Annotated in this window: 21 protein-coding genes; 12 read left to right on the forward strand and 9 right to left on the reverse strand. The window is 51.4% G+C overall.

From position 1 onward, the window contains the following. Positions 1–13: 13 nt before the first annotated feature. Complete coding sequence (gene edd / locus ACJJIM_RS15480; RefSeq protein WP_444911407.1) at positions 14–1,831, reverse strand: phosphogluconate dehydratase; 1,818 nt, start codon at positions 1,829–1,831, stop codon at positions 14–16. 828 nt (positions 1,832–2,659) lie between these two features. Between edd and ACJJIM_RS15485 the strand changes: the two genes are divergently transcribed. Beyond that, positions 2,660–3,706 carry a LacI family DNA-binding transcriptional regulator gene (locus ACJJIM_RS15485; protein WP_413663098.1) on the forward strand — a complete coding sequence of 349 codons (1,047 nt, stop codon included), beginning with the start codon at positions 2,660–2,662 and terminating at the stop codon, positions 3,704–3,706. A 29-nt stretch (positions 3,707–3,735) separates the two neighbouring features. Here the strand turns inward: ACJJIM_RS15485 and nagA are convergent, their stop codons facing one another. Both nagA and nagB-II read right to left on the reverse strand, forming a co-directional pair. Next, positions 3,736–4,866, reverse strand: a complete 1,131-nt coding sequence (gene nagA, locus ACJJIM_RS15490) for an N-acetylglucosamine-6-phosphate deacetylase (RefSeq protein WP_413663099.1) — start codon at positions 4,864–4,866, stop codon at positions 3,736–3,738. 31 nt (positions 4,867–4,897) lie between these two features. Next, positions 4,898–5,896 (reverse strand): glucosamine-6-phosphate deaminase NagB-II, encoded by a 999-nt coding sequence (gene nagB-II, locus ACJJIM_RS15495; RefSeq protein ID WP_413663100.1) that lies wholly within the window; start codon positions 5,894–5,896, stop codon positions 4,898–4,900. A 262-nt stretch (positions 5,897–6,158) separates the two neighbouring features. On the opposite strand from nagB-II, the gene ACJJIM_RS15500 reads away from it, so the two are divergent. Together ACJJIM_RS15500 and ACJJIM_RS15505 are read left to right on the forward strand one after the other, a co-directional pair. Then, positions 6,159–7,025, forward strand: coding sequence for a DUF6279 family lipoprotein (locus ACJJIM_RS15500; RefSeq protein ID WP_413663101.1), 867 nt, complete (start codon positions 6,159–6,161; stop codon positions 7,023–7,025). A 190-nt stretch (positions 7,026–7,215) separates the two neighbouring features. Beyond that, positions 7,216–8,490, forward strand: coding sequence for an aminotransferase class I/II-fold pyridoxal phosphate-dependent enzyme (locus ACJJIM_RS15505; protein ID WP_444911408.1), 1,275 nt, complete (start codon positions 7,216–7,218; stop codon positions 8,488–8,490). Positions 8,491–8,574: 84 nt separating this feature from the next. On the opposite strand, the gene ACJJIM_RS15510 is transcribed toward ACJJIM_RS15505, so the two are convergent. The 3 genes from ACJJIM_RS15510 to ACJJIM_RS15520 form a co-directional block, all read right to left on the reverse strand. After that, the gene (locus tag ACJJIM_RS15510; RefSeq protein ID WP_413663103.1) at positions 8,575–10,248 is read right to left on the reverse strand and encodes a lysophospholipid acyltransferase family protein; all 1,674 of its coding nucleotides are present in this window, start codon (positions 10,246–10,248) and stop codon (positions 8,575–8,577) included. After that, positions 10,245–11,036 carry a UDP-2,3-diacylglucosamine diphosphatase gene (locus ACJJIM_RS15515; RefSeq protein ID WP_444896292.1) on the reverse strand — a complete coding sequence of 264 codons (792 nt, stop codon included), beginning with the start codon at positions 11,034–11,036 and terminating at the stop codon, positions 10,245–10,247. The genes ACJJIM_RS15510 and ACJJIM_RS15515 overlap by 4 nt, the downstream gene beginning before the upstream one ends. Before the next feature lie 311 nt (positions 11,037–11,347). After that, positions 11,348–11,680: a DUF1820 family protein gene (locus ACJJIM_RS15520; protein ID WP_172975496.1), complete on the reverse strand. Its 333-nt coding sequence runs from the start codon at positions 11,678–11,680 to the stop codon at positions 11,348–11,350. Between the two features lie 180 nt (positions 11,681–11,860). Here ACJJIM_RS15520 and miaB point away from each other — a divergent pair, with 180 nt between their 5' ends. The 6 genes from miaB (at position 11,861) to ACJJIM_RS15550 (ending at position 18,601) form a co-directional block, all read left to right on the forward strand. Continuing rightward, on the forward strand, positions 11,861–13,228 hold the full coding sequence (gene miaB / locus ACJJIM_RS15525) for a tRNA (N6-isopentenyl adenosine(37)-C2)-methylthiotransferase MiaB (RefSeq protein WP_413663105.1): 1,368 nt from the start codon (positions 11,861–11,863) through the stop codon (positions 13,226–13,228). 194 nt (positions 13,229–13,422) lie between these two features. Next, positions 13,423–14,478: a PhoH family protein gene (locus ACJJIM_RS15530; RefSeq protein ID WP_413663106.1), complete on the forward strand. Its 1,056-nt coding sequence runs from the start codon at positions 13,423–13,425 to the stop codon at positions 14,476–14,478. Between the two features lie 16 nt (positions 14,479–14,494). Beyond that, positions 14,495–14,965, forward strand: a complete 471-nt coding sequence (ybeY, locus tag ACJJIM_RS15535; RefSeq protein ID WP_413663107.1) for an rRNA maturation RNase YbeY — start codon at positions 14,495–14,497, stop codon at positions 14,963–14,965. A gap of 71 nt (positions 14,966–15,036) precedes the next feature. Then, entirely contained in the window at positions 15,037–15,933 is an 897-nt protein-coding gene (locus tag ACJJIM_RS15540; protein ID WP_413663108.1) for an HlyC/CorC family transporter, read from the forward strand. Positions 15,934–16,003: 70 nt separating this feature from the next. After that, the gene (gene lnt / locus ACJJIM_RS15545) at positions 16,004–17,569 is read left to right on the forward strand and encodes an apolipoprotein N-acyltransferase (protein ID WP_413663109.1); all 1,566 of its coding nucleotides are present in this window, start codon (positions 16,004–16,006) and stop codon (positions 17,567–17,569) included. Positions 17,570–17,683: 114 nt separating this feature from the next. Then, a complete protein-coding gene (locus ACJJIM_RS15550) occupies positions 17,684–18,601 on the forward strand; it encodes a TIGR01777 family oxidoreductase (RefSeq protein WP_413663110.1) in 918 nt (305 codons plus the stop codon). Positions 18,602–18,611: 10 nt separating this feature from the next. Here ACJJIM_RS15550 and ACJJIM_RS15555 read toward each other — a convergent pair whose 3' ends face one another. From ACJJIM_RS15555 to ACJJIM_RS15565, 3 genes are all read right to left on the reverse strand, one after another. Further along, positions 18,612–19,025, reverse strand: a complete 414-nt coding sequence (locus tag ACJJIM_RS15555) for a hypothetical protein (RefSeq protein WP_413663111.1) — start codon at positions 19,023–19,025, stop codon at positions 18,612–18,614. A gap of 172 nt (positions 19,026–19,197) precedes the next feature. After that, positions 19,198–19,779: a YdcF family protein gene (locus ACJJIM_RS15560; protein WP_413663112.1), complete on the reverse strand. Its 582-nt coding sequence runs from the start codon at positions 19,777–19,779 to the stop codon at positions 19,198–19,200. Positions 19,780–19,976: 197 nt separating this feature from the next. Further along, positions 19,977–20,426, reverse strand: a complete 450-nt coding sequence (locus tag ACJJIM_RS15565; RefSeq protein ID WP_108734284.1) for a zinc ribbon-containing protein — start codon at positions 20,424–20,426, stop codon at positions 19,977–19,979. A 161-nt stretch (positions 20,427–20,587) separates the two neighbouring features. Here ACJJIM_RS15565 and leuS point away from each other — a divergent pair, with 161 nt between their 5' ends. From leuS to holA, 3 genes are all read left to right on the forward strand, one after another. Continuing rightward, complete coding sequence (gene leuS / locus ACJJIM_RS15570) at positions 20,588–23,185, forward strand: leucine--tRNA ligase (RefSeq protein ID WP_444911409.1); 2,598 nt, start codon at positions 20,588–20,590, stop codon at positions 23,183–23,185. Between the two features lie 85 nt (positions 23,186–23,270). Next, positions 23,271–23,795, forward strand: coding sequence for an LPS-assembly lipoprotein LptE (locus tag ACJJIM_RS15575; RefSeq protein ID WP_413663114.1), 525 nt, complete (start codon positions 23,271–23,273; stop codon positions 23,793–23,795). Positions 23,796–23,808: 13 nt separating this feature from the next. Next, complete coding sequence (holA, locus tag ACJJIM_RS15580; RefSeq protein ID WP_413663115.1) at positions 23,809–24,813, forward strand: DNA polymerase III subunit delta; 1,005 nt, start codon at positions 23,809–23,811, stop codon at positions 24,811–24,813. Positions 24,814–24,866 lie beyond the last annotated feature (53 nt).

Genomic DNA, 24,866 nt, shown 5'->3' on the forward strand with positions numbered 1-24,866 from the left:
GGCTCCGTAATAATCAATAAAGAATACTTGCACCGGTCTCTGCACCACTGGCAAGCCCGCGCATATTAGCGAAAAGTTCACGGCCCGTACCACGGGCACTTTTAGACAGGTCACACTGGGCCGGTTGGCGGGCATTAAATTCAGCTTCATCTACCAGCACGCGTAAAATACCGGCCTCTGAGTCGAGTTCAATCATGTCGCCCTCTTGCACCTTGGCAATCGCACCGCCTTCTACGGCTTCCGGTGACATATGAATGGCAGCAGGGACTTTCCCGGAAGCGCCGGACATACGCCCATCAGTGACTAATGCCACTTTAAAGCCACGATCCTGCAGCACCCCCAACGTCGGTGTTAACTTGTGCAGTTCCGGCATACCGTTGGCACGAGGTCCCTGGAATCTCACTACAGCTACAAAGTCACGCTCTAGCTCACCGGCTTTGAATCGCTTGAGCAGGTCGTCCTGGTTATCCAGAACAATGGCCGGAGCCTTCACTTTGAGGTGCTCAGATTTAACCGCAGAGACTTTGATTACACTGCGCCCAAGATTTCCTTCGAGCAACTGCAAACCACCATGCTGGGAGAAAGGGTCTGTGGCTGGACGAATGACCGTCGTATCACCGCTCTCTTCTGGAGTGGGTTTCCAAACCACACCGCCAACATCACTGTTGAGGAAGGGGTCTTCACAGTAGGGTTCGAGACCGGAATTACCGAGTACCGTGTGCACATCATCGTGTAAAAGGCCAGCGGAGCGGAGTTCGCGAATCAGGAACTGCATACCGCCAGCTGCGGCAAAGTGGTTGATATCCGCAGTGCCGTTCGGGTACACATGACAAAGCAGCGGCACCACTTCAGAGAGGTCGGCCATATCCTGCCAAGTCAACTGAATACCTGCTGCACGCGCCATCGCAATAAGGTGCAATGTGTGGTTTGTGGATCCACCGGTAGCGAGCAGTCCCACCACTCCGTTGACAAATGCTTTTTCGGTGAGAATTTTAGCTACCGAAGTGTGCCGGCTCGGTTCAGTAATTTTTACCAATTGCGCCACGGCAGCTTCATTTAATGCCGAGCGCAATTCGGTACCGGGGTTTACGAAGGAACTGCCGGGCAGTTGCAGTCCCATAATTTCTACCAACATCTGGTTACTGTTGGCAGTGCCGTAAAAGGTGCAGGTGCCGGCACTGTGGTAGGAAGCACTCTCGGCTTCCAATAGTTCAGAGCGCCCTACTTTGCCTTCAGCATAGAGCTGGCGAACCCGGACTTTTTCCGCATTGGACAGGCCAGTGGGCATTGGACCCGCAGGTACAAAAATTGAAGGCAAGTGGCCAAAAGAAAGAGCACCAATAACCAGGCCGGGGACAATTTTGTCGCAGATACCCAGGAATATGGCTCCTTCGAAAACATCATGCGAAAGCGCGATTGCTGTGGACATGGCAATCACATCTCGCGAAAACAGGCTGAGTTCCATCCCTGCACGCCCTTGAGTCACCCCATCGCACATTGCCGGTACGCCACCGGCAACCTGGGCCGTTGCGCCATTGCGCGCAGCTGCCTCTTTCAATTGAGCAGGGTAGGCACCATAAGGCTGATGAGCGGACAACATATCGTTGTATGCGTTGACGATACCCAGGTTCGGCCCCCGCCCCGAGGCGATCAACTGCTTATCACCTTCCGGAGATGCAGCTATTGCGTGGGCCAAGTTTCCGCAAGACACATGTGCCGCTGCCCGCCCTTCAATATGCGCTTTCTCAACCTGCGCCAGATACTCTGCACGAGTTTCTTCGCTGCGCTTAATGATGCGTTCGGTAACGGTCTGAAGCTTGCTGTGAACCATGACTATTCCGTAATAACTCTGTTGAGGTGGTCTCTAGTTACAAAAACCACCAGGGTCACATTTCAGTGGCATCAGCCACCTGTGATTATCTTTCCGTGGAGCGCCTTTCGGCGGAATGGCTCCCACTGCAACCCTTTGGTTGTAGTGCCATCAATGTCCTATTGCCCAATCGTAAATCTGAAGCAGGAGGGACAAAGTTGCTTTTATCAGATCGCTGGAAACCCAATCATTCCAGCGGACAACCTTTCAGCCCACGGCAAGACTGCTTATGGAGACTCATGGGAAATCCTGTTATCGGGTAGAAATCTCACTTCCGAACCTCTTCCCGCTCTTAGAGCTGAATGTTAGTGATCCAACAATGCCGGAACCTCCTCCCCGCTGAGGTGGTAGAGACTTTGGACGCCCGGCTTGAGTAATTCACCCAATCTGTAGCCACTCAATCTTATTGATGCGCATTATGTAGTAAAACTACAAAAATTTTCAAGAGGCTTCAAATAGTGATTGAAGATGTTGACCAGAGGAGACAGGCATATAGGAAGTATTTGGCGTAAAAGCCATCATTTTCTTTAATACTGGGAAACTTAATGCCTTCATTCAGTCACAAAGAGAAAGATTGGCCTTACTTAGGTGTAGGATTTTTACAGACAAATGATAAGGTCTGGGAATCTCAAAGAATTGGGATAAAAAACTACAAATTACCCACAAATTAAGAAAGGAGGCGCACCCCATAAGCTAATTGCAGACTCATAACTGTTAAAATCCCACCTTCCAGCAATACTTACTTGTCGATGCCAGCAAGGCCAAGGCTCAGATAGAACTAGTTGATGCATGAAAGTCACAATTAACGATGTTGCCGAGCGCGCCGGCGTATCTATCAAAACAGTGTCCAGGGTGATCAATAATGAGCCCTCTGTACGCGCAGCCACTCGGCAAAAAGTACTCGACGCAGTCAAAAGCCTGAACTACACACCCAGTCTGGCAGCGCGGAATCTGGCGGGGACACACTCCTATTCCATCGCATTTATTTATGACAACCCTAATGCCCACTACGTTATCGATATGCAAAACGGCATATTGGAAGCCTGCAGAGCAAAAGGGTATGAGCTACTTATCCATCCTTGTAATTCAAAATCTCCAGTTATCCACAGCGACCTAAATAAACTTGTCGAGCACGGCAAAGTAGCCGGATTGGTCCTGACCCCCCCTTTTTCAGAGTCACCTTCTTTTATCGATACGCTCCAATCCATGAATGTGGAATTTGTGCGAATTATTTCTTCCACCAATACAGAGAAAGCAAAGGGAAAATCTATACAGATTGACGACCGCCAGGCCGCCTACAATATTACCCAGCACCTACTTTCACTCGGGCACAAACGTATCGCTTACTTAAGCGGAGGCGAGGAGCACCTTTCCACATTGGGGCGTCAAAATGGATACAGCCAGGCACTCGAAGATGCAGGAATAGCAGTAGACCGACATTTGATTGTTGAAGGGAAATATTCATTTGAATCGGGCGAGATCAATGCGAGAAAGATCCTCGACAGCGACAAACCTCCCTCAGCAATATTTGCCGCTAATGACGAAATCGCAGCGGGCGCTCTATTTGCCGCCCGTATGTTAAAGATTGATGTTCCCGGGCAAGTCTCTATCGCAGGATTTGAAGACAGCCCATTTTCTCGACAAACCTGGCCTAAACTTACAACCGCACACCAACCCAACCAGGAAATCGCCCGTTCGGCAGCAGAATTACTGCTTGAGAAAATTCAGTGTAAAAGTTCAAAAGAACTCAATGGTTCCGGGAAAGAGGGTGAAACATACCGTAGCTTCACCCCCGAGTTAATTATTCGACAATCCACAGGCCCCGCGCCCACATAACCCCTTCAGCTTAAGAGAGATCTGGAAAGTTAATTTCGTCGATAAATTTCACGCCCCAGGCTCCAGGTCCTATTCACTTGCAGATCCTCACCTAATAAAACCATATCCGCTCGGGCCCCTTCAGTGATTACACCTGCTCCCAGATCAAGGAACTGCGCCGGATACAAACTTGCCATGCGCAGTGCTTCCGGCAATTCAATCCCACACCAGTCGCGGATATTTTTAACCGCGCCGATCATATCCAAGTGAGAACCCGCTAATTCTCCGGTACTGGAGGTCAGTTTATCCCCTTCTCGTGTAACCACTCGATCAAATAGGGGAAAACTGGTGGCATCACTGCCCACTAGCGACATTGCATCGGTTACCAGTAACAACTTACCGCGAGGTTTTGCTTTCAAAGCTAACGCCATAGCGCCGGTACTGACATGGTGGCCATCGGCAATTAATCCACACCAGGCATCATCCCGGATCAGGGCTGTCCCCACCATACCCGGCTCACGCGAATGAAGCGGGGACATTGCATTATATAAGTGGGTAAATCCTGTCGCTCCAGCATCCAACGCAGCTTCAACAACTTCAGCACTCGCATTCGAATGGCCGAGGCAAACATGAACCCCCAGGGAAACCAACTTTCGGATATCGGATAGCAATACACACTCTGGCGCCAGAGTGACCAAGCGGATTCCAAGATCTTCCCGAGCGTAGATGGAAAGCTCCTCATGACTCAAAGAGCGGATAAACCCTCCTTCATGGGTACCCTTTTTGGCCTCACTTAAATGCGGCCCCTCAAAATGTACTCCAATCACACCCGGAACACCGCTGGACAAGGCCCCACTTACCGCATCGGCTGCCCGCTGCATCACTGGAAAGCTATCCGTAATCAAGGTGGGCAGGAAAGCACTGGTACCAAACTGACAATGGGCTTCACTTATTTGCTGAAGCGCATTAACTGAGGGCTCCTGATTAAACAGTACACCACCGCCACCATTGACCTGGATATCAATAAAGCCCGGCACCAACAAACCCGGTAAGCGCTCAGCATCGGAATTCACACCCCCACCCACTGCGGAAATCAGTCCGCTATCTCCAATGGTGATAGCAACATCTGCAAGTATGCGCTCGCCATCAAATAGCTTTTCAGCAATCAGGATAACCCCCACTTCCCCCTCCAAATACTATTTTCTGTTTTATTCAGACTGTCTGAGTAACTTTCTTTAAACCCGCCGGCTCATCGGGATTAATCCCCCGACTTACCGCCACGTGGGCCACATCGATATAAAAACGCTGCAACAGCGCCAGTGGAGCCACCCTCGGGTGAACCCCCTTACTCGGCACATGCAAATTAATCAGAGCCGCCCCACGCCGTCGAATTTCATCGATCTGCTGGCTGTGTGTGGGGAATGACTCATCCTCGATTGGAACATTCACCACTGTCAATTTCCCTTCCACCAGCGTAACGGGGCCATGCAAGAATTCCGCACTGGAATAGGACTCCGCATGGATATTGCAAACTTCTTTTAACTTCAGCGCCAGTTCCCGGGTAATCCCATAACCGGGACCCCGCCCCAAAACTACCAAGTTTTGTACCGAGGCCAGGTTTTCCGGACGCAATTGAATTTCTGCCCGCACCGCAGATCTCAAAGTTTCCGGCAACTTTTCCAGAGCATTACAAAGAGCGGGATCCTGCGTCCAATTGGCGACCATCTGCAGTATCGCAGATAGGGTCGCCAGATAACTTTTCGTAGCTGCAACCGCTTTTTCCGGGCCAGCCTTTAAGGGAATTACCAGGTCAACCACATCTTTAATCGGCGCATCTTCATCGTTAAGCAAAGCGACTGTATAAGCCCCCTGCTCTCTCGCCATGCGGGCCTGAGTCAGAATATCTGGGCTTCTCCCAGACTGGGAAATGACGATAACCAGGGCCTCATCGAGCTTTAATTTGCGACCATAAACACTGGAGACCGACGGTGCGGCAGCAAAAGTAGGGGTACCAGTTTCAATCTCTATCAGATACTTGGCAAAGACGCCCGCATGATCAGAAGAACCCCTCCCCACAATCATCACAAAACGAGGAGGCTTCTGGCGCAGCCGCTCTCCCAGATGAGACATTATATTGGCATTGGAATGCAGCTGTTCAGCAATCCTATCCGGCGCCTCACGAGCCTCAGCCTCCATGACCGTGGTAACCATAATACTTCCTACCTGACTCACTCAAAATATGAACCCAGTTCTCACATTAATACCGAGCTCCATCAATCAGTCTATGCCCAGCAGTACTTCACCTCGGTTAATTGACGCCATTAATCGTCCTGCTTTGTTTTCAAACGTCCACTAGCTCGCCAACCCGAAACCCCATTACTGTCACAACAAAACTGGAATTGGGTATACCTTTTTAATCTATGCTTAAGGCACCCCTATCAGTCGCTGCCGATCATATCTACAGGAAGGATCAATGCCCCAAACCCCGGGCAGTTGCACCACACAAAAATGGCGTTTAATCATTCTCCTTGTAGTTGCGAGCTTACTTAGCAGCTGCTCTAGCATACAATTCGCCTATAACAACATTGATTACTGGATACGCTGGAAGCTTCGTGACTATGTCGACTTAAATTCCCAGCAAGAGCTGGAGTTTCAAGGGGCTCTAAACAGCTTCTTTCACTGGCACCGCCAAACACAGCTACCAAAATATGCCGATTTCCTGAGCCAACTGGCAGATAAAGTAGATCAAGGTCAACTTGAGAATCCTCAGCTGGCTCCGGTTGAAAAAGAGGTGTACCACTTCATCGAAAGCGCCAGTAACAACGCCTTCAACTTAATGCTTCCTATTGTGGCGCAGTTAACGCCACAACAGATTGATCGCCTGCAACACAACTTGGCCAAAAAGCAGCAGAAAACACTGGAAAAATGGCAGCGCTCGCCGTGGAAAATACAACGACACCGCGATCGGCAAATTCGCCGGGAGAGCAGGCGATGGCTGGGAAGTTTAACCGAGCAACAAAAGCAGCTGATCGCAGCCTGGGTAAAGCAGGTAGAGTACAACCCTGTATTACGTAACGAACAACATATGATTTGGCAGCAACATGCCATTGAGCTTCTCCGACAGAAGCCTGATGGATACCAACAACAGTTGCGCGGTCTGCTGGAAAACCCAGACCAACTTTGGTCCGACGAATATCGCAAGGCGCAAGAGCAGCGCAAAACCCAAGCTCGCGAACTGGGAGAACAAATTCTATCCAGTACCAGCCCCACACAACGTCGTCATCTAAGCAAAACTCTGCGCGACTATGCCCAGGACTTCCGCTCTCTAGCCAGCCAATAATCAGACGCCCAGATCCCAACACCACCCCAAGCTAATGAACGACATGAGAGCTCAAAAAGCTAGCATATCCAGGATAAATTCCACGCAATAGATTCAAGAGAAACTAATAATCATGTGTGATTTCCTGCTGACGAAAGCGACCTAAGGCTGATAAGCTCGCCAACTCACATTACCAGCCAGGGGAATTCAAGTGCATATCGAATCCGCCACACAGGAACAATTGATCGAGTGGGAAAAAGAATTAAGCACTCACTACAACAAGATCTGTCAACACGAGTTAAGCCTGGATATCACACGTGGAAAGCCCTCGGCGGAGCAATTAAAACTTTCCGATAAACTTGATGGAATCCTCTCCGGTGACTATCGAGCGGCAGACGGTACCGACACTCGCAACTACGGTGGTTTAATCGGCCTGACCTGCGCAAGGGAGCTGGGAGCCGAAATGCTTCAAGTGCCGGTCAACGAAGTGATTGCCGGAGGCAACAGCTCTCTCACACTGATGTATCACGCCCTAGTCAGCGGTTACCTGTTCGGCTTTGCGGGCACTACCCCCTGGCGCGAATTAAAAGCTCCCAAATTTCTCTGTCCTGTTCCCGGCTATGACCGCCATTTTACGATCTGTGAGCAGCTGGGTATCGAGATGATTAACGTGCCCATGGGAGAGCAGGGGCCCGACATGGAGCTTGTGGAAAAGCTCGTGCGCGAAGATGCAGAGATTGTTGGTATCTGGTGTGTGCCCAAGTTTTCAAATCCAACAGGAGCCACTTACAGCAAGGAAACTGTAGAAAGATTGGCGCAGCTGGGACAATTTGCCGGCGCTAGCTTCCGGATATTTTGGGACAATGCCTATTCAGTGCACGACATTGGCAACTTTGTAAATCTGCCAAATATTCGCACAGCAACTCTGGAAAATGATACTGCAGACTCCGTAATACAGTTTGCCTCAACTTCAAAAGTCACCCACGCTGGCGCAGGCATTGCGTTTGTGAGCGCCAGCCAGGCAAATCTCGATTCCCTCAAAGGCCAAATGCAGGCAATGACCATTGGTCCTGACAAAGTCAACCAGTTGCGTCACTCGAGATTTTTTACCGAATACACCAGCCTGATAGAACACATGCATAAACATGCAGATATTCTTCGCCCGAAGTTCGAGTGTGTTCTGGAGCATTTACATAATGCCCTCACCGATGCAGATATGGGTACTTGGGAAAAACCTGAAGGGGGTTATTTTGTTTCCTTTAATACCCTTCCCGGTTGCGCAAAAGCAGTGGTTAAAATGGCTGCGGATGCCGGAGTAAAATTAACACCTGCCGGCGCTACCTTCCCTTATGGTAAGGACCCTGAGGACAGCAATATTCGTATTGCACCCAGTTTCCCACCGCTGGAAGAACTGGATACCGCAATGTCTGTTTTCGTCCTCTGTGTCAAACTGGTGAGTCTACGTAAAAAGCTTGGCAAACTTTAACCATCCAAAATGTCAGGTGAGATTTCCTGAATCATCAAAAAAGGCAGCTTTACGCTGCCTTTTTCATAAAGAGCCGCTTCTAAGTCAGCTGGATAAATAACGTTTAGCAAACTTCTCGTCCACTTTTGATAAATCAACAACGACCAGCCCATCCACAGCATCGCAAAAATCCGGGTCAATATTAAAGGCGTGGAAACTGGTCCCTCCCGTTTTAGTAACAGAGGCATACTTTTTAAATAGGGGAGGTAGCATAACGCCCTCCTCACGCAAAATATGCTTCAATTGACGCATATCTGACACCGAATCCCCAAGTAATTCAGGCAGTTCAGATTGTGCTTCCGGAAATGGCAGTCGAGCATCCCCCAAGGAGTTTTCAGGAGCAAAATAATGGGAAAAATAGCGCACAATAACGGACTTCGCTCTCACGGAAAATGTACCGGGCATAGACACTGGGCCAAATAGGTAGCGTACCTTATTGCGCAATACCCACTGTCCAATAGCACACCAGAGCAGGTCCAACCCGCGCCCTCTCCAATATTCCGGCAGTAGGAAGCTACGCCCTAGCTCAGCAGAATCTGGCAGGCACTGCCGAGGAGGCTGCGGGTAATTAAATAGCGTACTGCTGTATATCTGATCATCCGAGAGCGCCTCGGTCGCTGCTATGCGGTAAGCTCCTGCAATCTGTCGATTTTCTGCATCCCACAACAATAGATGGTCGTAATGAGCATCAAACGCATCCCAATCCCGACTCTGGCCGGTCCCCTCCCCCACTGAGCGAAAGGCAATCTCCCTCACTCTGGCCAATTCCCGCATGACGGGGCAATCTGCTTTCTGCCGATATAAACGCACAGAAAAATTACCCAGTTCAGAGAGTGATACACAGGACTCAACCACTCGCGCTACATCGACTTTTGGCTCAGCTTCAACAATTAATTCCGGCCCCAGAGGGGCGGGCGAACGATGTAACTGGTAGACATGTTTACGCCACAGAGCAGCCTTGGCGCGGGGTGTTAGCGGCCAGCTACGAAAGTGTTCCGCTTCCAAGGGACGTCCTATACGAATATCGATACTGCGGCTGGCCTGTTTAAACATCTCCCTGATCAACCATAAAGTCGAGAGGGGCTTGTTCAACATGGAGAGGCCATAGAACCACCAGGAATTCCTCCCTAAAACCTGCACCGGCAATATCGGCGCATTGGTTTTTTCCGCAAAACGGGCAAAGCCTGAATTCCAGCGTCCATCCCGAACCCCATGGGGGGTGAGCCTGGATACTTCGCCCGCCGGGAAAATGATAATCGCTCCCCCATCACCTAAATGGCTATAAATACCTTCAATATCGGCTCGACTGGTACGCCCATTAAAGTTATCTACGGGCAATAAACAGGGGCGCAGGGATTTTATGTTCCATAATAATTGGCTTGCGACAGCTCGAACATCTTTCCGTACCCGCGCCACCATATCGATCAGAGCGAGACCATCCAGGCTTCCTAAGGGGTGATTAGACACAATCACCAGCGGCCCACTAGTGGGAACCCGAGCCAACTCTGATGGATTTAATTCGTAGCGAAAATTCAAGTCATCGAATACCTGGCGAATAAAATCCAGGCCGCCAAGGTGGGGGTAACTGCTGGTAAATTCCTGTAACTGTTCCTCACAACAGATTTTTTTTACTGTGGCAGAAACTAATTTTCGCGTGGTTTTTTGTGGTGCCGCGCTGTACCAGGCGTTTTTCTGCAAAAGAGTCTCAAGATGAATCATGCCGCAACCACCTCTGTCATTATGCTGGCAATTTTTGGAGTCCGATACCAATGTAAAAGATCTAAATTGCCATCCTGTTGTTCTACAACCGCACTCATAGAGTCGACCCAATCACCACAATTCGCATAGGTCACAGCATCCCCACACACTGTTTTATTTCTAAGGGCAGGCCTATGGATATGGCCACAAATAACACCATCGAATCCCCGCGATATCGCTTCACGGGTGGCGACATCCTCAAAATCACTCATCATTTGTCGAGCGGCACCCACACGATTTTTTATTTGGCTGGCCAGCGACCACCAAGGCTTGTTAAACCGATTGCGCCAATAATTGATCCAGCGATTAAAGCGCAGCATCAGGTAATAACTGCGATCGCCGATATGGTAACTGATTGGATTTATTTTAATTCGGTGTTCAAACTGATCGCCGTGGGTTACCCAAAAGCGGCGTCCATTGGAAGCGGTGTGGATATAGTCTTTTTCAATTCGGATATTGCCGAGCCGCTTTCCGGCCCAGCTGCGCATTGGAGCGTCGTGATTTCCAGGAATATAAATGACTTCAGGCGTCAGGCTACTTAATTCGGAAAGCATTTCCAGTAGCAGCGAAGAGGCCTGGCACCATGTACCCCGTCCTTGAGCGAGTGCCTGCATATCAAAAATATCCCCAACCAGATAGACCGTATCGGCGCGATTCTGAGCCAGAAAATCTGCAAGTCGATGGGGCTCACTGTCTCTGCTGCCCAAATGGACATCGGAAATCCACAGTGCGCGATAGCGATTGCTCATAGCAAAGTTCCAGTCTGTACCAGTTATCAGCCCATAAAAATCAGGGCAGATACGCGGCAAAAATATAGGTCGTCGCTTGAGCTAACTTGAGAAAAATCGATAAATCCGTATTTGCTCTCTTGCTAGCAAATTGAGATCAACTAAATACAGAACGGCGTTGATCGTCAGCGCAACCACTTTGCAGCGATTTGATGACAGTCAGGAGGATTTTTATTGAAGCTTATATTGCAGAGGAAAAAAAGGTGCAGCGGATGATTTTGGCGCTAAAAACCGGGCATAGAGCCCGGCCTGATTCAGAGTAAAAATAAAGCTTACTCTGTGTCCTGGGGATGACGGATAGGCGGGGCAAAAGGAAACTTGGCAACTTTGTCACCCTTTACTTCAACAATCTTGCCGGTGCCCTCTTTTTCCACTTCATCAATACGCACGATGCTGTGCATCGGAATATAGGAACGGGTTACCGAAGCAAATTCGGTTTTCAGCTTTTCCTCACTGGGATCGACCACAAGCTGAGCCTTTTCCCCAAATACAAACTCCTCCACCTCGATAAAGCCGTACATATCACTTTGATAGATGGCCCGAGCGTAGAGTTCGTACACTTGGTTTTGATTGTGGAAAATAACTTTATAAATCGGGTTGGCCATAAGTCTCTCAGGATGGGGATGACCCCGAAGCTCAAATTGATCAAAGAACGGGCAAAGCCCGAAAAAGCGCGCAAGAATAGCACAGGTTCGCAACAGCTAATATAGCCATCTATGCAGTGCCGGGTCGTATCGCTATAATGCCCCACCCTAATTGTTGACCAGTTTTTAACCAGGCGCGATATGTCCGAAACATCGGTGAAAAAGCTATATATTAAGACCCACGGCTGCCAAATGAATGAGTACGATTCCGCGAGGATGCGCGATCTGCTCGGCGAGTCCCACGACATGGTACCTACCGACGATCCCGACGAGGCGGATGTACTATTGGTCAACACCTGTTCTATCCGCGAGAAAGCCCAGGAAAAGCTGTTCCACCAGCTGGGCCGTTGGAAGCACCTGAAGGAAAAAAATCCCGACCTGGTGATTGGTGTTGGCGGCTGTGTAGCCAGTCAGGAAGGCGAGGCGATTGCCAAGCGCGCGCCCCATGTAGACTTGATCTTTGGCCCCCAGACCCTGCATCGCCTGCCGGAGATGATGGAGACCAAGGAGCAAAAAAGCGGCGCAGTTATCGTCGATGTGAGCTTCCCGGAGATCGAGAAGTTTGATCGCCTGCCCCAGCCAGAGGCCGACGGCGCCACCGCATTTGTCTCTATTATGGAAGGCTGCTCCAAGTACTGCACTTTCTGCGTGGTTCCCTACACCCGTGGCGAAGAAGTCAGCCGCCCTGTGGCCGATGTACTCGAAGAGATCGCCCACCTTGCAGACCAGGGTGTCCGCGAAGTGAACCTGCTTGGGCAAAACGTGAACGCCTACCGCGCTACAGGAGAAGATGGCCACGAAGTGGATTTCGCCGAGCTGATCACTTATGTGGCAGCGATTGATGGCATCGACCGTATCCGCTATACCACCTCTCACCCGGTAGAGTTCTCCGATGCGCTGATCGATGTCTACGGACAGGTACCAGAACTGGTTAGTCATCTTCATCTGCCCGTACAGAGTGGCTCCGACCGCATTCTGATGGCAATGAAACGCGGCCACACCGCCCTGGAGTACAAATCCAAGATCCGCCGCCTGAAGAAAATTCGCCCGGATATCTGCCTGTCTTCAGACTTTATTATCGGCTTCCCCGGCGAAACTGACAGGGACTTTGAAGCGACCATGAACCTGATCCAGGACGTGGGCTTCGATATCTCCTTCAGCTTTATATATTCCCCTCGCCCGGGCACCCCAGCTGCCGACCTGGCCGATGACACCCCGGAAGAAGTGAAAAAGCAGCGCCTACAGCTGCTTCAAGCGCGGATTAACCAGCAGGCGGCAGCTATTGCACGCCGCATGGTTGGCAACACCGAGCGTGTACTGGTAACCGGTGTTTCCAAAAAGGACCCCGGACAGCTGCAAGGCCGCACCGAGAACAACCGGGTAGTCAACTTCCGTGCGGACGATCTCGCCCTGATCGGCAAATTTGCCGATGTTGTGATTGAAGAGGCCCTGCCAAACTCCCTGCGCGGTACTTTAGTCACATCTGAGCTGGAAGAAGACCTGTTCTAAGACTTTGTGATTACCTCAAATAGCGGCAAGATGTACTTCGAAAGCACATCCTGCCGCCAAATTAGGCTCAACTTACCCCCCAAATTACGCCCCGTAATTAAAATCAGGTAAAGTTAGAACCTATTTGTAGGAATCACCTCTTTCCCCTTTAGGGAAAATGGGTATACCCTAGCAATATAACCCCTGGATTAAAGGTGCCGGAAACCAATTTGGAAACACAAACCCTCGCTCACAGCATCACTCTCGAGCCCAACGACGCACGCCGTCTCGCCAATCTCTGCGGTCAGTTCGACCAACACCTACGCCAAATAGAACAGCGCCTGGATATCGAAATTCGAAATCGCGGCAACCAGTTTTCATTTTTCGGCGATGCCAAATCGGCGCGTGCCGCTGGCGAACTACTCAGTAGGCTCTACAAGGAAACCGGTACCAAGGACTATCTCACTCCAGATGAGATTCACCTGGCTCTGCAGCAAGCGGGGGTCGAAGAACTCACCGGCCAAGATGGTAGCGGTGACTCCAGCGAAGCTGACCAAGTAGTACTGATTCGCACTAAGAAGTGCTCGGTACGCCCCAGAGGTCTCAATCAGCGTAAATACGTTCGCGCTGTGCAGACCAATGATATCAATTTCGGTATCGGACCCGCCGGTACCGGTAAAACTTATCTGGCGGTAGCCTGTGCTGTGGAGTCTCTGCTCAAGGATGAAGTTGAGCGAATCCTCCTGGTCCGCCCCGCCGTTGAAGCCGGCGAGAAATTGGGCTTCCTGCCCGGTGACTTGAGCCAAAAGGTAGACCCTTACCTCCGCCCACTCTACGACGCCCTCTACGAAATGCTCGGTTTTGAAACTGTTGGCAAGCTGATCGAGCGCAACGTTATCGAAGTGGCTCCCCTTGCCTATATGCGCGGGCGCACCCTGAACAATGCCTTTGTTATTCTCGATGAGAGCCAAAATACCACCCGCGAGCAGATGAAAATGTTCCTCACGCGGATTGGCTTTGGCTCCACCGCCGTAATTACCGGTGACCCCAGCCAGGTCGACCTGCCCCGTGGCCAAGCTTCCGGTTTGCGCCATGCTGTTGGAGTACTGGGGCGAGTTAATGGAATCAGCTTTACCCACTTTGGAGCCAAGGATGTGGTTCGCCACCCCCTCGTGCAGCGCATTGTGGAGGCCTACGATATTCATGAAGCTGAGCTGGAAATGGCCTCAGCAGATCGAATTTCCAATAAAGCCGATGAGAATGCCGCTTAGAGTCCGCACCTGAGTTATGACTGATTTAACAATCGATGTGCAGCGGGTCAGCCGCTGCCACGACATCCCTTCCGATGAGGCTATCAGCAACTGGGTATCCAAGGCTTTGACCGGCCACCGCAACGAAGCGGAACTGTCGGTGCGAATCGTGGACGAAAGTGAGAGCCAGGAACTTAATCACCAGTACCGAGGCAAGGATAAACCCACTAATGTTTTATCCTTCCCTACCGATTTCCCTGCGGAGCTGGATCTCCCAATGCTTGGAGATCTTGTGATCTGTGCCCCAGTAGTTGAACTGGAAGCGGAGCAACAGAGCAAATCACTATCGGCGCACTGGGCACATATGGTGGTCCATGGCACACTGCACCTTCTAGGTTATGACCATATCGAAGATGCAGACGCTCAGGTTATGGAAAGCCTGGAAACGAAGTTGCTCGCCAACCTCGGCATTGCAGACCCCTACGCCCCACTGGATGAAGTGGGATGATAGCCGCTGTACCACCGAAGTAATGGCAAACTGCTACTGAATTTTATCTACAAACGAGAGAACCCCGGAGCATGGCCACTTCCATGACCACAGACGAGCCCCCAAGTAGTCACTCAGCGAGCAAATCCCGCGCGAGTGAAAAAAGTTGGCTGGAAAAGCTGTTCAGCGCCTTTTCAGCTGAACCCAAGTCTCGCGACGAATTATTGGACATCATTAAGGACGCCGCTGAAAATCAGCTGGTAGATGCTGAAGCGCTCTCTATTATCGAAGGCGCACTGGACGTTTCCAGCCAGCAAGTCCGCGAGATTATGATTCCACGCTCGCAAATGGTTGTGGTAGGCCTTCACGATAAGCCGGAAGAGTTCCTCCCCAAAATTATTGATTCGGGGCACTCCCGATTCCCTGTCGTCGGCGAAAGTGTTGATGATATACGCGGGATATTGCTCGCCAAAGACCTGCTCCCTCTCCTGTTGAAAGGTTTCGACGGATTTCAGCTCGAAGACCTGATCCGCCCAGCCAATATTATTCCCGAGAGCAAGCGCCTCAATATCCTGCTGCGCGAGTTCCGTGAGAACCGCTACCATATGGCGGTCGTGATAGACGAATACGGCGGTGTATCCGGTGTTGTGACTATCGAAGATATTCTCGAGGAAATTGTCGGTGAAATCGAAGACGAGACCGACGAGGAAGAAGCGGATAGTTATATCCGTAAAGTTGGGGAAAACGATTTTATCGTTAAAGCTCTGACTCCCATTGAAGAGTTCAATGAATTTTTCGAGAGCGCCTTTAGTGATGAAGAATTCGACACTGTCGGCGGTCTTATTATGCAGTCATTCGGCCATTTGCCGGGCCGTGACGAAGTCACCCGACTCGGTGATTTTATGTTCCGGGTACTCTATGCAGACAGCCGCCAGATACACCTTTTGCGGGTTGCCCATATGCGCAAACCGCCAGAAGAAGACAGCTGAGTACCGCTCATTACTGCAAGCCTTAACACACTGATACCCTGAGCGAACGGGGTATCCTGACAACAACTTTATGCGCAGATTATTTTCTCCTCTCGCCAGCGTTGTAGCTGGCGGGTTGATGACACTTTCATTTGCCCCATTTAACTATTGGGTATGCGGCCTGCTGTCCCTGACACTATTCGCCTGGATTCTGCTCTCTGCAGCCAAAGGGCAGGTGCTACCGGGTCGCAAAAGCTTCTGGCTCGCCCTCTGCTATGGATTGGGCCTCTTCGCCAGCGGGGCTTCCTGGGTCTACGTTTCGATTACAAATTTTGGCAACTCATCGGTGCCATTAGGACTGGCCCTCACCGGAAGCTTCGTCGCTATTATGGCGCTGCTGTTAGCCGCGCCCTTCTTCATTCTGGGCCGCTTCACAGATAATAAATTCAGCTTCGCTCTGGCTTTTGCCGCATTGTGGTTTATCAGTGAATGGCTGCGCAGCTGGGCCTTTACCGGTTTCCCCTGGCTCTTCGCCGGCTATGGCCATACAGAAACCTGGCTAGCGGGCTGGGCGCCGATTTTGAGTGTCTACGGCATAGGCCTGCTATTGGCATTTACCGGCGCAGTGCTGGCCCTGGTTGTCAGTGGCCGCCTATCCCCGCTCAAGCGACACAGCCATATCATTCTACTCACTGCGGCACTGGCCCCCTGGCCAATAGGAGCTGCCCTCTCCCAAGTCGAGTGGACCTCCGCAAAAGGTCCTCTTATCAGCGTTGGGCTGGTGCAGGCTAATATTCCTCAAGAAAAGAAGTGGTTGCCAGAGTTTCGCGGGGAAACTATCAGTCGCTACCAGGAGGGTACTCGCGCCCTTAGCGACCAGGATGTAGACGTTATTATCTGGCCTGAAGCCGCCCTGCCCATGCTCTACGGGCAAGCCCCCAACCTTATGCAGGCGCTGCAACGCAATGCTGAAACTACCAACATCGATTTGATCACCGGTATTCTCTATGACACCCGGGGTTCGGCACAGGAGGAGCGGAGTATTCACAACTCCGCCGCAGTTTTTGGCCAGAGCCCCAGCGTGTATCACAAGCGCCACCTGGTCCCCTTTGGTGAATATGTACCTCTGGAGGATTTTATTCGGGGCACTATCGAGTTTTTTAATCTCCCCACTTCCTTTATCCGCTCAGGCCCGGACGAACAATCACCACTCAATGCTGCTGGTGCAAGCTGGGCGCCGCTTATCTGCTATGAGGTTGTCTATCCCAGGCTGGTTGCCGACTCAGCACTGTCTTCCCAGGTTTTGCTGACCATTAGCAATGATGCATGGTTCGGGACCTCTATTGGCCCCTTACAACATATGCAAATGGCGCAGATGCGCGCTTTGGAAACTGGTCGCTACCTGGTGAGAGGGACAAATACTGGTGTGACGGCAATTGTGGACCCCAAGGGGAAGGTTATTAAAAAACTCCCCCAATTCGAGCGCGCGAATATGACCGGGGATATCAGAGCGATGAGTGGCGCCACTCCGTTTATGCTAGCCGGCATCTCATTGATATTTGCCTTGGCGCTCCCAATGCTGGCCCTGGCCCTGTTTTTACGCCGTAGGGTGGAACCCCAATCCAACTCCCCTCTCAGTGGCGAGCTACCCGATTAAAACAAGCCCTGCAGCCACTCCCTGCCGGGGTGGCCATCGGTAAGCTACCGCCACTGAATATCATTGCTATGCTTCATTCAATTTTCTAGCGAATATAAGGCAAGGTGATTCCCCATGCATTGCTTGATTAGCGGTGGCACCGGGCTTATAGGCAGACTCTTTTGTCGGCGCTGGCTGGAGCGAGGCAATACTATTACGGTATTAAGCCGACATCCGGACAGGGTTCGAAACTTATGTGGCGAATCAGCCAACGCCTGCCGCGATCCCGCAGAGGTAAACCAGCCCGTAGATGTTATTGTGAACCTTGCCGGGGCCCCCATCTCCCGTCGCTGGACAGAAAAATATCGCACTGAAATTCGCAGTTCACGCCTGGACACAACAGAGAAGCTGGTTCGCTGGACACTGGGCCAAAGAGACAAGCCATCCTACTTCTTATCCGGCTCCGCAATCGGCTATTACGGCAATCGCGGAGGGGAGTTACTGAAAGAAGACAGCGCTCCAGGAGGGGGCTTTGCCGCACAGCTGTGTCGGGACTGGGAGGCCGCCACGCTCCCGCTGCAGCACTCTGGCGTTAAGGTAGGCATTATCCGCACAGCTATCGTTCTCTCCATGCGCGGTGGCGCCCTTCCCCAAATGCTGCCACCATTTCGTCTCGGGCTTGGCGGCCCCATGGGCTCGGGCGAGCACTGGATGAGCTGGATTCACGAAGAAGACGAAGTCGGGCTGATATTACACTCCATCGACAATCAACTTTGCCGTCCATTTAACGGAAGTGCACCGGAACCTGTAACCAACAACAGCTTTGCCCGAATCCTGGCCAAAGAGTTGCACCGCCCGGCGTTTTTACGCTTACCGGCCTGGGCTTTAAAGATAGCTTTTGGAGAGATGGCTGATGAATTACTGCTAGCCAGTGATAGGGTCGAGCCCTGTACAGCACTGGAAACCGGTTATACCTTCCAATTTCCAACTCTGGAGCAGGCCCTCTCAGACCTGCTCAAGGGTGACGGCGCTACCACTAAAGCCAGCGCCTGAACAAATGAATTTAAGCGGCGGCCATATCGCTTTCGAGTGCCTGGGCTAAGTAGCGTCGGCTAGATTCACTGGTCACCAGGTCGCCATGGCACTCCATTGGCGCAGATCCCACCCATTGGGCATGCCAGCGATACCAATGGGACTCCTCGGCTTTTGAACGCAGCTCGATAAACTCCACTTCGGCGGGAGCAAAACCGAACTCCCGAACTATCTGCCCGGCAAAGGTCTCAAAATTTTTACTGAGTTGGGCGCCGCTATCGCCACCGGCACACAGAAAAACCAGTGTGCGGCCATCTTGCTCAACCCGCTTGAAGCCAATCCAAACAGCCCGGTTCAACCGGTTATGTAACTGTATCGGAGAGAAAGAAAGTGGGATGCCCTTCATCATAAGGTTATCTCGATTATTGTTATGTTTCTTATCCACAGCCGCTACTCCATATTAAAAGGTAATCAATGGGTATGTCCTGTGGCGCCAGTCATCCTAAGCCCGGTACAACTAGCAATCAAGAGCTCTCAAACATTTGGGCTCGACGCCTGATCCCTCAAATCCTGTAGCCCTCTGAGATTACATTTATCAAAAAGTTCCTTATGGAACCTCAACATTTCCTGATGGACGGTAGCGAACTCCACCGATACCAGATCCGTGCCAGTATTTCCCGCCAGTAGACCTGGGTCCTTAGCAGGGAGACAGCATTGGGCAGCCAGCGCCCCACACCTGTTTGAGCGCGGGGCATCAATTCTCCGGCACTCCCAACCGGCAGGGGCTGTACCTCTAAGCCAGCGCGGGAAAAAATTTCCGCTGCGCGAGGCATATGCCACCAGTGAGTGGCCAAAAAAACCGACCTCACATTAGCACTGTGCAAAATATCAGCACTATTTACTGCATTCTCTGCAGTAGTACGACTGCAATCTTCACGCCAAGTGACCGGAGTGGAAAACTCTTCCTCCAACAACGCAGCCATTAAATCAGACTCTGCCAGCCGCTCTCCGCTGTGAACCCGACCGCCAGATACCAGAATCGGTAACTCTTTTGGTGCTTGCTCGACAGCACCGGCAACTCTTTCAAGACTCGCCGCAGAGAGTCTCTCCCTATTCGAATACCTGTCGCGATAACGCCCTGCACCAAGGATCACAACAGCCTCAGGCCTTATATGGGGTTGATAAGGTACTTTGCCCAATCGATCCCCAAGCCAGGATGAGAATGCCGGGGTCGCCCCTAACCAAAGCACACAAAAGGAAATCACAGCCAAGGGTAGAGAGCATCTCTCAAGCAAGGACCCGGATGAAGAGAATCGCAAAAGGAATGCAACCAGCAGCCCCAACAATGGGGCTGCTGGAGGCATCAGAAGCGTGGCCGCCGCCGTATAGAGCCCATTCAATACTCGAGACCACCCTCAATCTGGCGAAAGCATCCATAACCACACCGGTGGCAGGGAGTGATCTGGGTATTTGCCGGCGGCATAGCTCGGTATCCACAGCCCAAACACTGCAACTCCTCATCCGGCCCTACAAACTCGCCGGCCAAAGCCCAGGGCTTGCCCTCTTTAATGCATCGCATTAAGTTTGGCCATGCGGTTTCTGTGGGGTCCGCCGCATCCAGCAGCCAATCACCGCTGCGCTCCTCCAGGGTCTTCAATTCCCCACCTAGTCCCCGGATATAGTCAGCAGCACGATGCAGGTCATCTTTCAGCCAAGCGCGCAAAAATGCCATCTTATTGGCGGTGAGATTCTCAACAGCCAGCTCACCTTCGACCAAATCTTCAAAGTCTTCGCGAAACTCATTAATCAGATCGTCCTTCGGCGGCAACTTTGGTTCCTTCGTCACGGTATCCCTCCTATAATCCCGCGTTTACGCATCGTAAAAGATGCACTGGGAGCGAAACTTGATCGCGATCAATCTTTACCGATTGACAAGCGTTCACATCCCCCAATAAACACTGAACAGTTTCCCGCAAATTTTGATCACAGAGTATAGGTCCCGAATCGATGGAAGAGCAGTACAACCCCTCCGCAGTCGAAGCTTCCGCCCAGGAATTCTGGGAGGCCGAGAAGAGCTTTGAAGTAAAGGAAGACGCCGGCAGGGAAAAGTTCTACTGCCTATCCATGTTCCCCTACCCCAGCGGCAAGCTACACATGGGGCATGTGCGCAATTACACCATTACCGATGTAATTACTCGCTATCAGCGCATGCAGGGCAAAAACGTGTTGCACCCGATGGGCTGGGATGCTTTCGGTCTGCCGGCAGAGAATGCGGCCATCCAGAACAAGACCGCTCCAGCCAAATGGACCTATGCCAATATCGAGTACATGAAAGGCCAGCTCAAGGCCCTGGGTTTTGGCTTTGACTGGTCCCGCGAACTGGCCACCTGCCAACCCTCCTACTATCGCTGGGAGCAGTGGTTCTTCACCCGCCTCTACGAAAAAGGCCTGGTCTACAAGAAAAACTCTGCAGTGAACTGGTGCCCCCACGACCAGACCGTACTGGCCAATGAGCAAGTCGAAGATGGCGCCTGCTGGCGCTGTGGTACCACCGTTGAGCGTCGCGAGCTGGCCCAGTGGTTTATCAAGATCACCGACTATGCGGAAGAGCTGCTCGAAGACCTGGACAAACTGCCCGAGTGGCCCGAGCAAGTGCGCACCATGCAGCGCAACTGGATCGGCAAGAGCCGGGGTGTAGAGTTGAGCTTTGCTCTGCCCAAGTCTATTGCGGGCATGGACCACTTCGATGTGTATACCACCCGTCCGGATACACTGATGGGCGTTACCTATGTCTCCCTCGCCGCCGAGCACCCCATCGCTCTGGAGCTTGCCGAGTCCAACCCCGAACTCAAAACTTTTATCGCTGAGTGCAAAAAGCAGTCCCTATCCGAAGCCGATATGGCCACGATGGACAAGAAAGGCATGGATACCGGGCTCAAGGCGATTCACCCCATCAGTGGTGAAGAAGTCTCCGTATGGGTGGCCAACTATGTTCTGATGGATTACGGCTCAGGCGCAGTGATGGCAGTACCGGCACACGACCAGCGCGATTGGGAATTTGCACAAAAATACCAGCTGCCCGTTATCCAGGTTATCGAGGCTGACGACGGCGAGTCTATCGATTTGGAGAAAGAGGCCTATACAGAGAAAGGCAAATTGGTGAATTCCCGCAGTTTTGACAGCCTGGATTTTGATAGCGCCTTTACTGCGATCTCCGAAGCGCTGATTGCTGCAGGTAAGGGTCGGGTTAAAACCAACTACCGCCTGCGCGACTGGGGTGTATCCCGCCAACGCTACTGGGGTGCGCCCATCCCCATGTTCAACCTGGCCGACGGTGGAGAAATACCAGTACCCGCAGACAAGCTGCCGATCCTGTTGCCGGAAGATGTCGAGCTCGACGGCGTTCAATCACCTATTAAAGCCGATCCCGAATGGCGTAAAGACGAACTCAACGGCACTCCCGTAGAGCGTGAAACCGATACCTTCGACACCTTTATGGAGTCTAGCTGGTACTACGCCCGTTATACCTGTCCCGATTTTGAAGAGGGCATGCTGGACCCTGACCGCGCCAACTACTGGCTGCCAGTGGACCAGTATGTCGGCGGTATTGAACATGCCATCTTGCACCTTCTCTACGCACGCTTCTTCCACAAGCTGATGCGGGATGAGGGCCTGGTCAATAGCGATGAACCCTTCAAGCAGCTGCTGTGTCAGGGCATGGTGTTAGCCGAATCCTTCTACAAGGAAGAACACGGCCACAAGACCTGGATCAACCCCGCCGATGTGGACGTTGAGCGCGATGACAAGGGCAAGCCGATCAAAGCGATTGAGCGAGCCACCGGCGAAGAGATTATTGCCGGCGGCGTGGTAAAGATGTCCAAGTCCAAGAACAATGGCATAGACCCTCACGCTGCGGTTGAGGAGTACGGTGCCGATACCGTTCGCCTGTTCACCATGTTTGCCGCCCCCCCGGAGCAGACTCTGGAGTGGCATGATGCCGGTGTGGAAGGTGCCAGCCGCTTCCTGCGCAAACTCTGGAAGACCGTTCACGCCCATATTGCAGCGGGCTCCAGTGAAGCACAGATTGACCAGCAGTCCCTCAATGACAAGCAACAGCAGCTGCGCCGCAAAACCCACGAGACCATCCAAAAAGTGGGGGATGACTATGGCCGCCGCCAAACCTTTAATACCGCTATCGCAGCAGTAATGGAATTGCTCAATGAAGTTGGCAAGCTGGCAGATCGCAATAGTGATCAAGGACTGGCTGTAGAGAGAGAAGCCCTACAGACCGCCGTCTTGCTGTTGGCTCCGGTTACTCCTCATATCTGTCACCAATTGTGGCAAATTCTCGGGAATACCAGTGCCCTAATCGATTCTCCTTGGCCAATGGCAGATGAAAAAGCACTGGTGCGCACCTCGATTACTTTGGTCGTCCAGGTCAATGGCAAAGTACGCGCAAAACTGGATGCGCCTGCTGATGCAGACAAAGAGAGCCTGGAAAAACTCGCCCTCGCCGATGAGAACGTTCAGAAATTTATCGGTGAAGCTACGGTGCGCAAAGTAATCGTCGTACCTGGCAAGCTGGTTAATATTGTCGCCAAGTAAAGACCCGCTATATGATGCCGGGAGTTTCGCTCCCGGCTCACTTAAGTCAGCTCGCTGTAGCCGACAAGACCAAGGCAAGTAGTTTATGAAAACAATCGCAAATCGAGCCTTTATTTTTCTTCTCGCTATCACTATTGCCGGTTGCGGCTGGCATCTAAGAGGCGCACCTAAGAATTTTCCTCCAGGCAGTACACTCTATATATCCACAGTAGATCCTCGAAGTGATATTGCAGATCAATTAACGCGATTGCTAAATAACGCAGGGGTGCCTATGGCGGAATCTCCTGCAGAGGCGGACTATACGCTCATCATTCACCAGGAAACCGAGAGAAAACTAACCGTAGCTGTAGACTCTGAAGGGCGAGCATCTGAATACGAATTAATCACCAGTGCAATCTATAGCGTACGCACAGCTTCAGGCCAAGTCCTCCTAAATAAGGCACAGGCGGACGTTTACCGCACCTTGCAGTGGGATGTCGATGAAATTGTCAGTAAAGGTGAAGAGGAAAATACCTTACGCGCGGAGATGCAGCGGGAGCTTATTGGGCGTATTATCGACCGCTTACGGCGTATCGATGTGAATGCTTCATTAGAAGAGAAGAGCTACTAGGTTAGTTTTATTAATGCGCGTTAACCCCCATCAATTATCGCAAAATCTAAAAAAGGGCCTATCGCCAATCTTTATTATCACTGGTGATGAGCCCTTAATAGTGCAAGAGTGCTGCGATTTAGTTCGCTCAACAGCGAAAAAGCACGGTTTCACCGAGCGAGAACTTATTCACGCAGAACATAATTTTGACTGGAGCACGCTGGTTGCTTCAGCTGGAAACATGTCTCTGTTCGCAGAAAAAAAACTCGTCGAGCTGCGTTTGCCTGGAGGTAAACCGGGGGATAAGGGCAGTAAAGCCCTGCAAGAGTTTGCTTCACTGGCGAGTGAAGATCTTTTGCTTTTATTGGTATTACCGAAACTTGATAAATCGCAACTCAACAGCAAATGGGTCAAAGTCCTAGAACAATCGGGAGTACTGGTTCAGGTATGGCCTGTGACGATTCAGGAAATGCCCCGCTGGATCAACCAGCGCCTTGCATCTGCAGGCCTCTCAGCCGAGCCAGAAGCAGTACAAATCCTGGCAGAAAGAGTAGAGGGCAACCTGCTTGCCGCAAGCCAGGAGATAGAAAAACTTAAGCTTTCCAGCCCCGGGCAAGAAATCACCCGGGAAATGATGGAGCATAGTGTTACCAGCTCCGCCCGTTACAGTGTTTTTGACCTAATTGACACAGCACTCTCTGGCAACTCAGCCAAAGCCATCAAAACACTCGACGGATTGAGGGTCGAAGGTATTGAACCACCCATTGTACTTTGGGCAATAGCAAGAGAAATTCGCACTCTTCTCGACATCATGGAAAAACTGGATCAAGGCCAACCTCTAGCAAGATTGGTTCGGCTGCAAAAGCGACAGCCATTGGTCCAAGGAGCCCTACACAGACTTAATAAGAAGCAACTGGAAAGCTTATTAATTCGCGCTCGAGCTATAGATGTCTCTATCAAAGGTGGTAGTGGGCAGCAATCTCCATGGACAGGGCTATTAGAGCTGACTCTCAATTTTTGCGGGCAGAGAACCATTTAATCAATCTAATCTTAGAGAAGTCTCTGCAGCTATTTTATACACAAAAAAACCGC

Source organism: Microbulbifer maximicatervae (SeqCode), from assembly GCF_052467615.1.

What these genes read in the sequence shown, in the direction of transcription:
- edd (WP_444911407.1), bottom strand. Translation starts at nt 1,831, where the DNA reads ATGGTTCACAGCAAGCTTCAGACCGTTACCGAACGCATCATTAAGCGC.
- ACJJIM_RS15485 (WP_413663098.1), top strand. Translation starts at nt 2,660, where the DNA reads ATGAAAGTCACAATTAACGATGTTGCCGAGCGCGCCGGCGTATCTATC.
- nagB-II (WP_413663100.1), bottom strand. Translation starts at nt 5,896, where the DNA reads ATGGTTACCACGGTCATGGAGGCTGAGGCTCGTGAGGCGCCGGATAGG.
- ACJJIM_RS15500 (WP_413663101.1), top strand. Translation starts at nt 6,159, where the DNA reads ATGCCCCAAACCCCGGGCAGTTGCACCACACAAAAATGGCGTTTAATC.
- ACJJIM_RS15510 (WP_413663103.1), bottom strand. Translation starts at nt 10,248, where the DNA reads ATGATTCATCTTGAGACTCTTTTGCAGAAAAACGCCTGGTACAGCGCG.
- ACJJIM_RS15515 (WP_444896292.1), bottom strand. Translation starts at nt 11,036, where the DNA reads ATGAGCAATCGCTATCGCGCACTGTGGATTTCCGATGTCCATTTGGGC.
- ACJJIM_RS15520 (WP_172975496.1), bottom strand. Translation starts at nt 11,680, where the DNA reads ATGGCCAACCCGATTTATAAAGTTATTTTCCACAATCAAAACCAAGTG.
- miaB (WP_413663105.1), top strand. Translation starts at nt 11,861, where the DNA reads ATGTCCGAAACATCGGTGAAAAAGCTATATATTAAGACCCACGGCTGC.
- ybeY (WP_413663107.1), top strand. Translation starts at nt 14,495, where the DNA reads ATGACTGATTTAACAATCGATGTGCAGCGGGTCAGCCGCTGCCACGAC.
- ACJJIM_RS15540 (WP_413663108.1), top strand. Translation starts at nt 15,037, where the DNA reads ATGGCCACTTCCATGACCACAGACGAGCCCCCAAGTAGTCACTCAGCG.
- lnt (WP_413663109.1), top strand. Translation starts at nt 16,004, where the DNA reads ATGCGCAGATTATTTTCTCCTCTCGCCAGCGTTGTAGCTGGCGGGTTG.
- ACJJIM_RS15550 (WP_413663110.1), top strand. Translation starts at nt 17,684, where the DNA reads ATGCATTGCTTGATTAGCGGTGGCACCGGGCTTATAGGCAGACTCTTT.
- leuS (WP_444911409.1), top strand. Translation starts at nt 20,588, where the DNA reads ATGGAAGAGCAGTACAACCCCTCCGCAGTCGAAGCTTCCGCCCAGGAA.
- ACJJIM_RS15575 (WP_413663114.1), top strand. Translation starts at nt 23,271, where the DNA reads ATGAAAACAATCGCAAATCGAGCCTTTATTTTTCTTCTCGCTATCACT.
- holA (WP_413663115.1), top strand. Translation starts at nt 23,809, where the DNA reads ATGCGCGTTAACCCCCATCAATTATCGCAAAATCTAAAAAAGGGCCTA.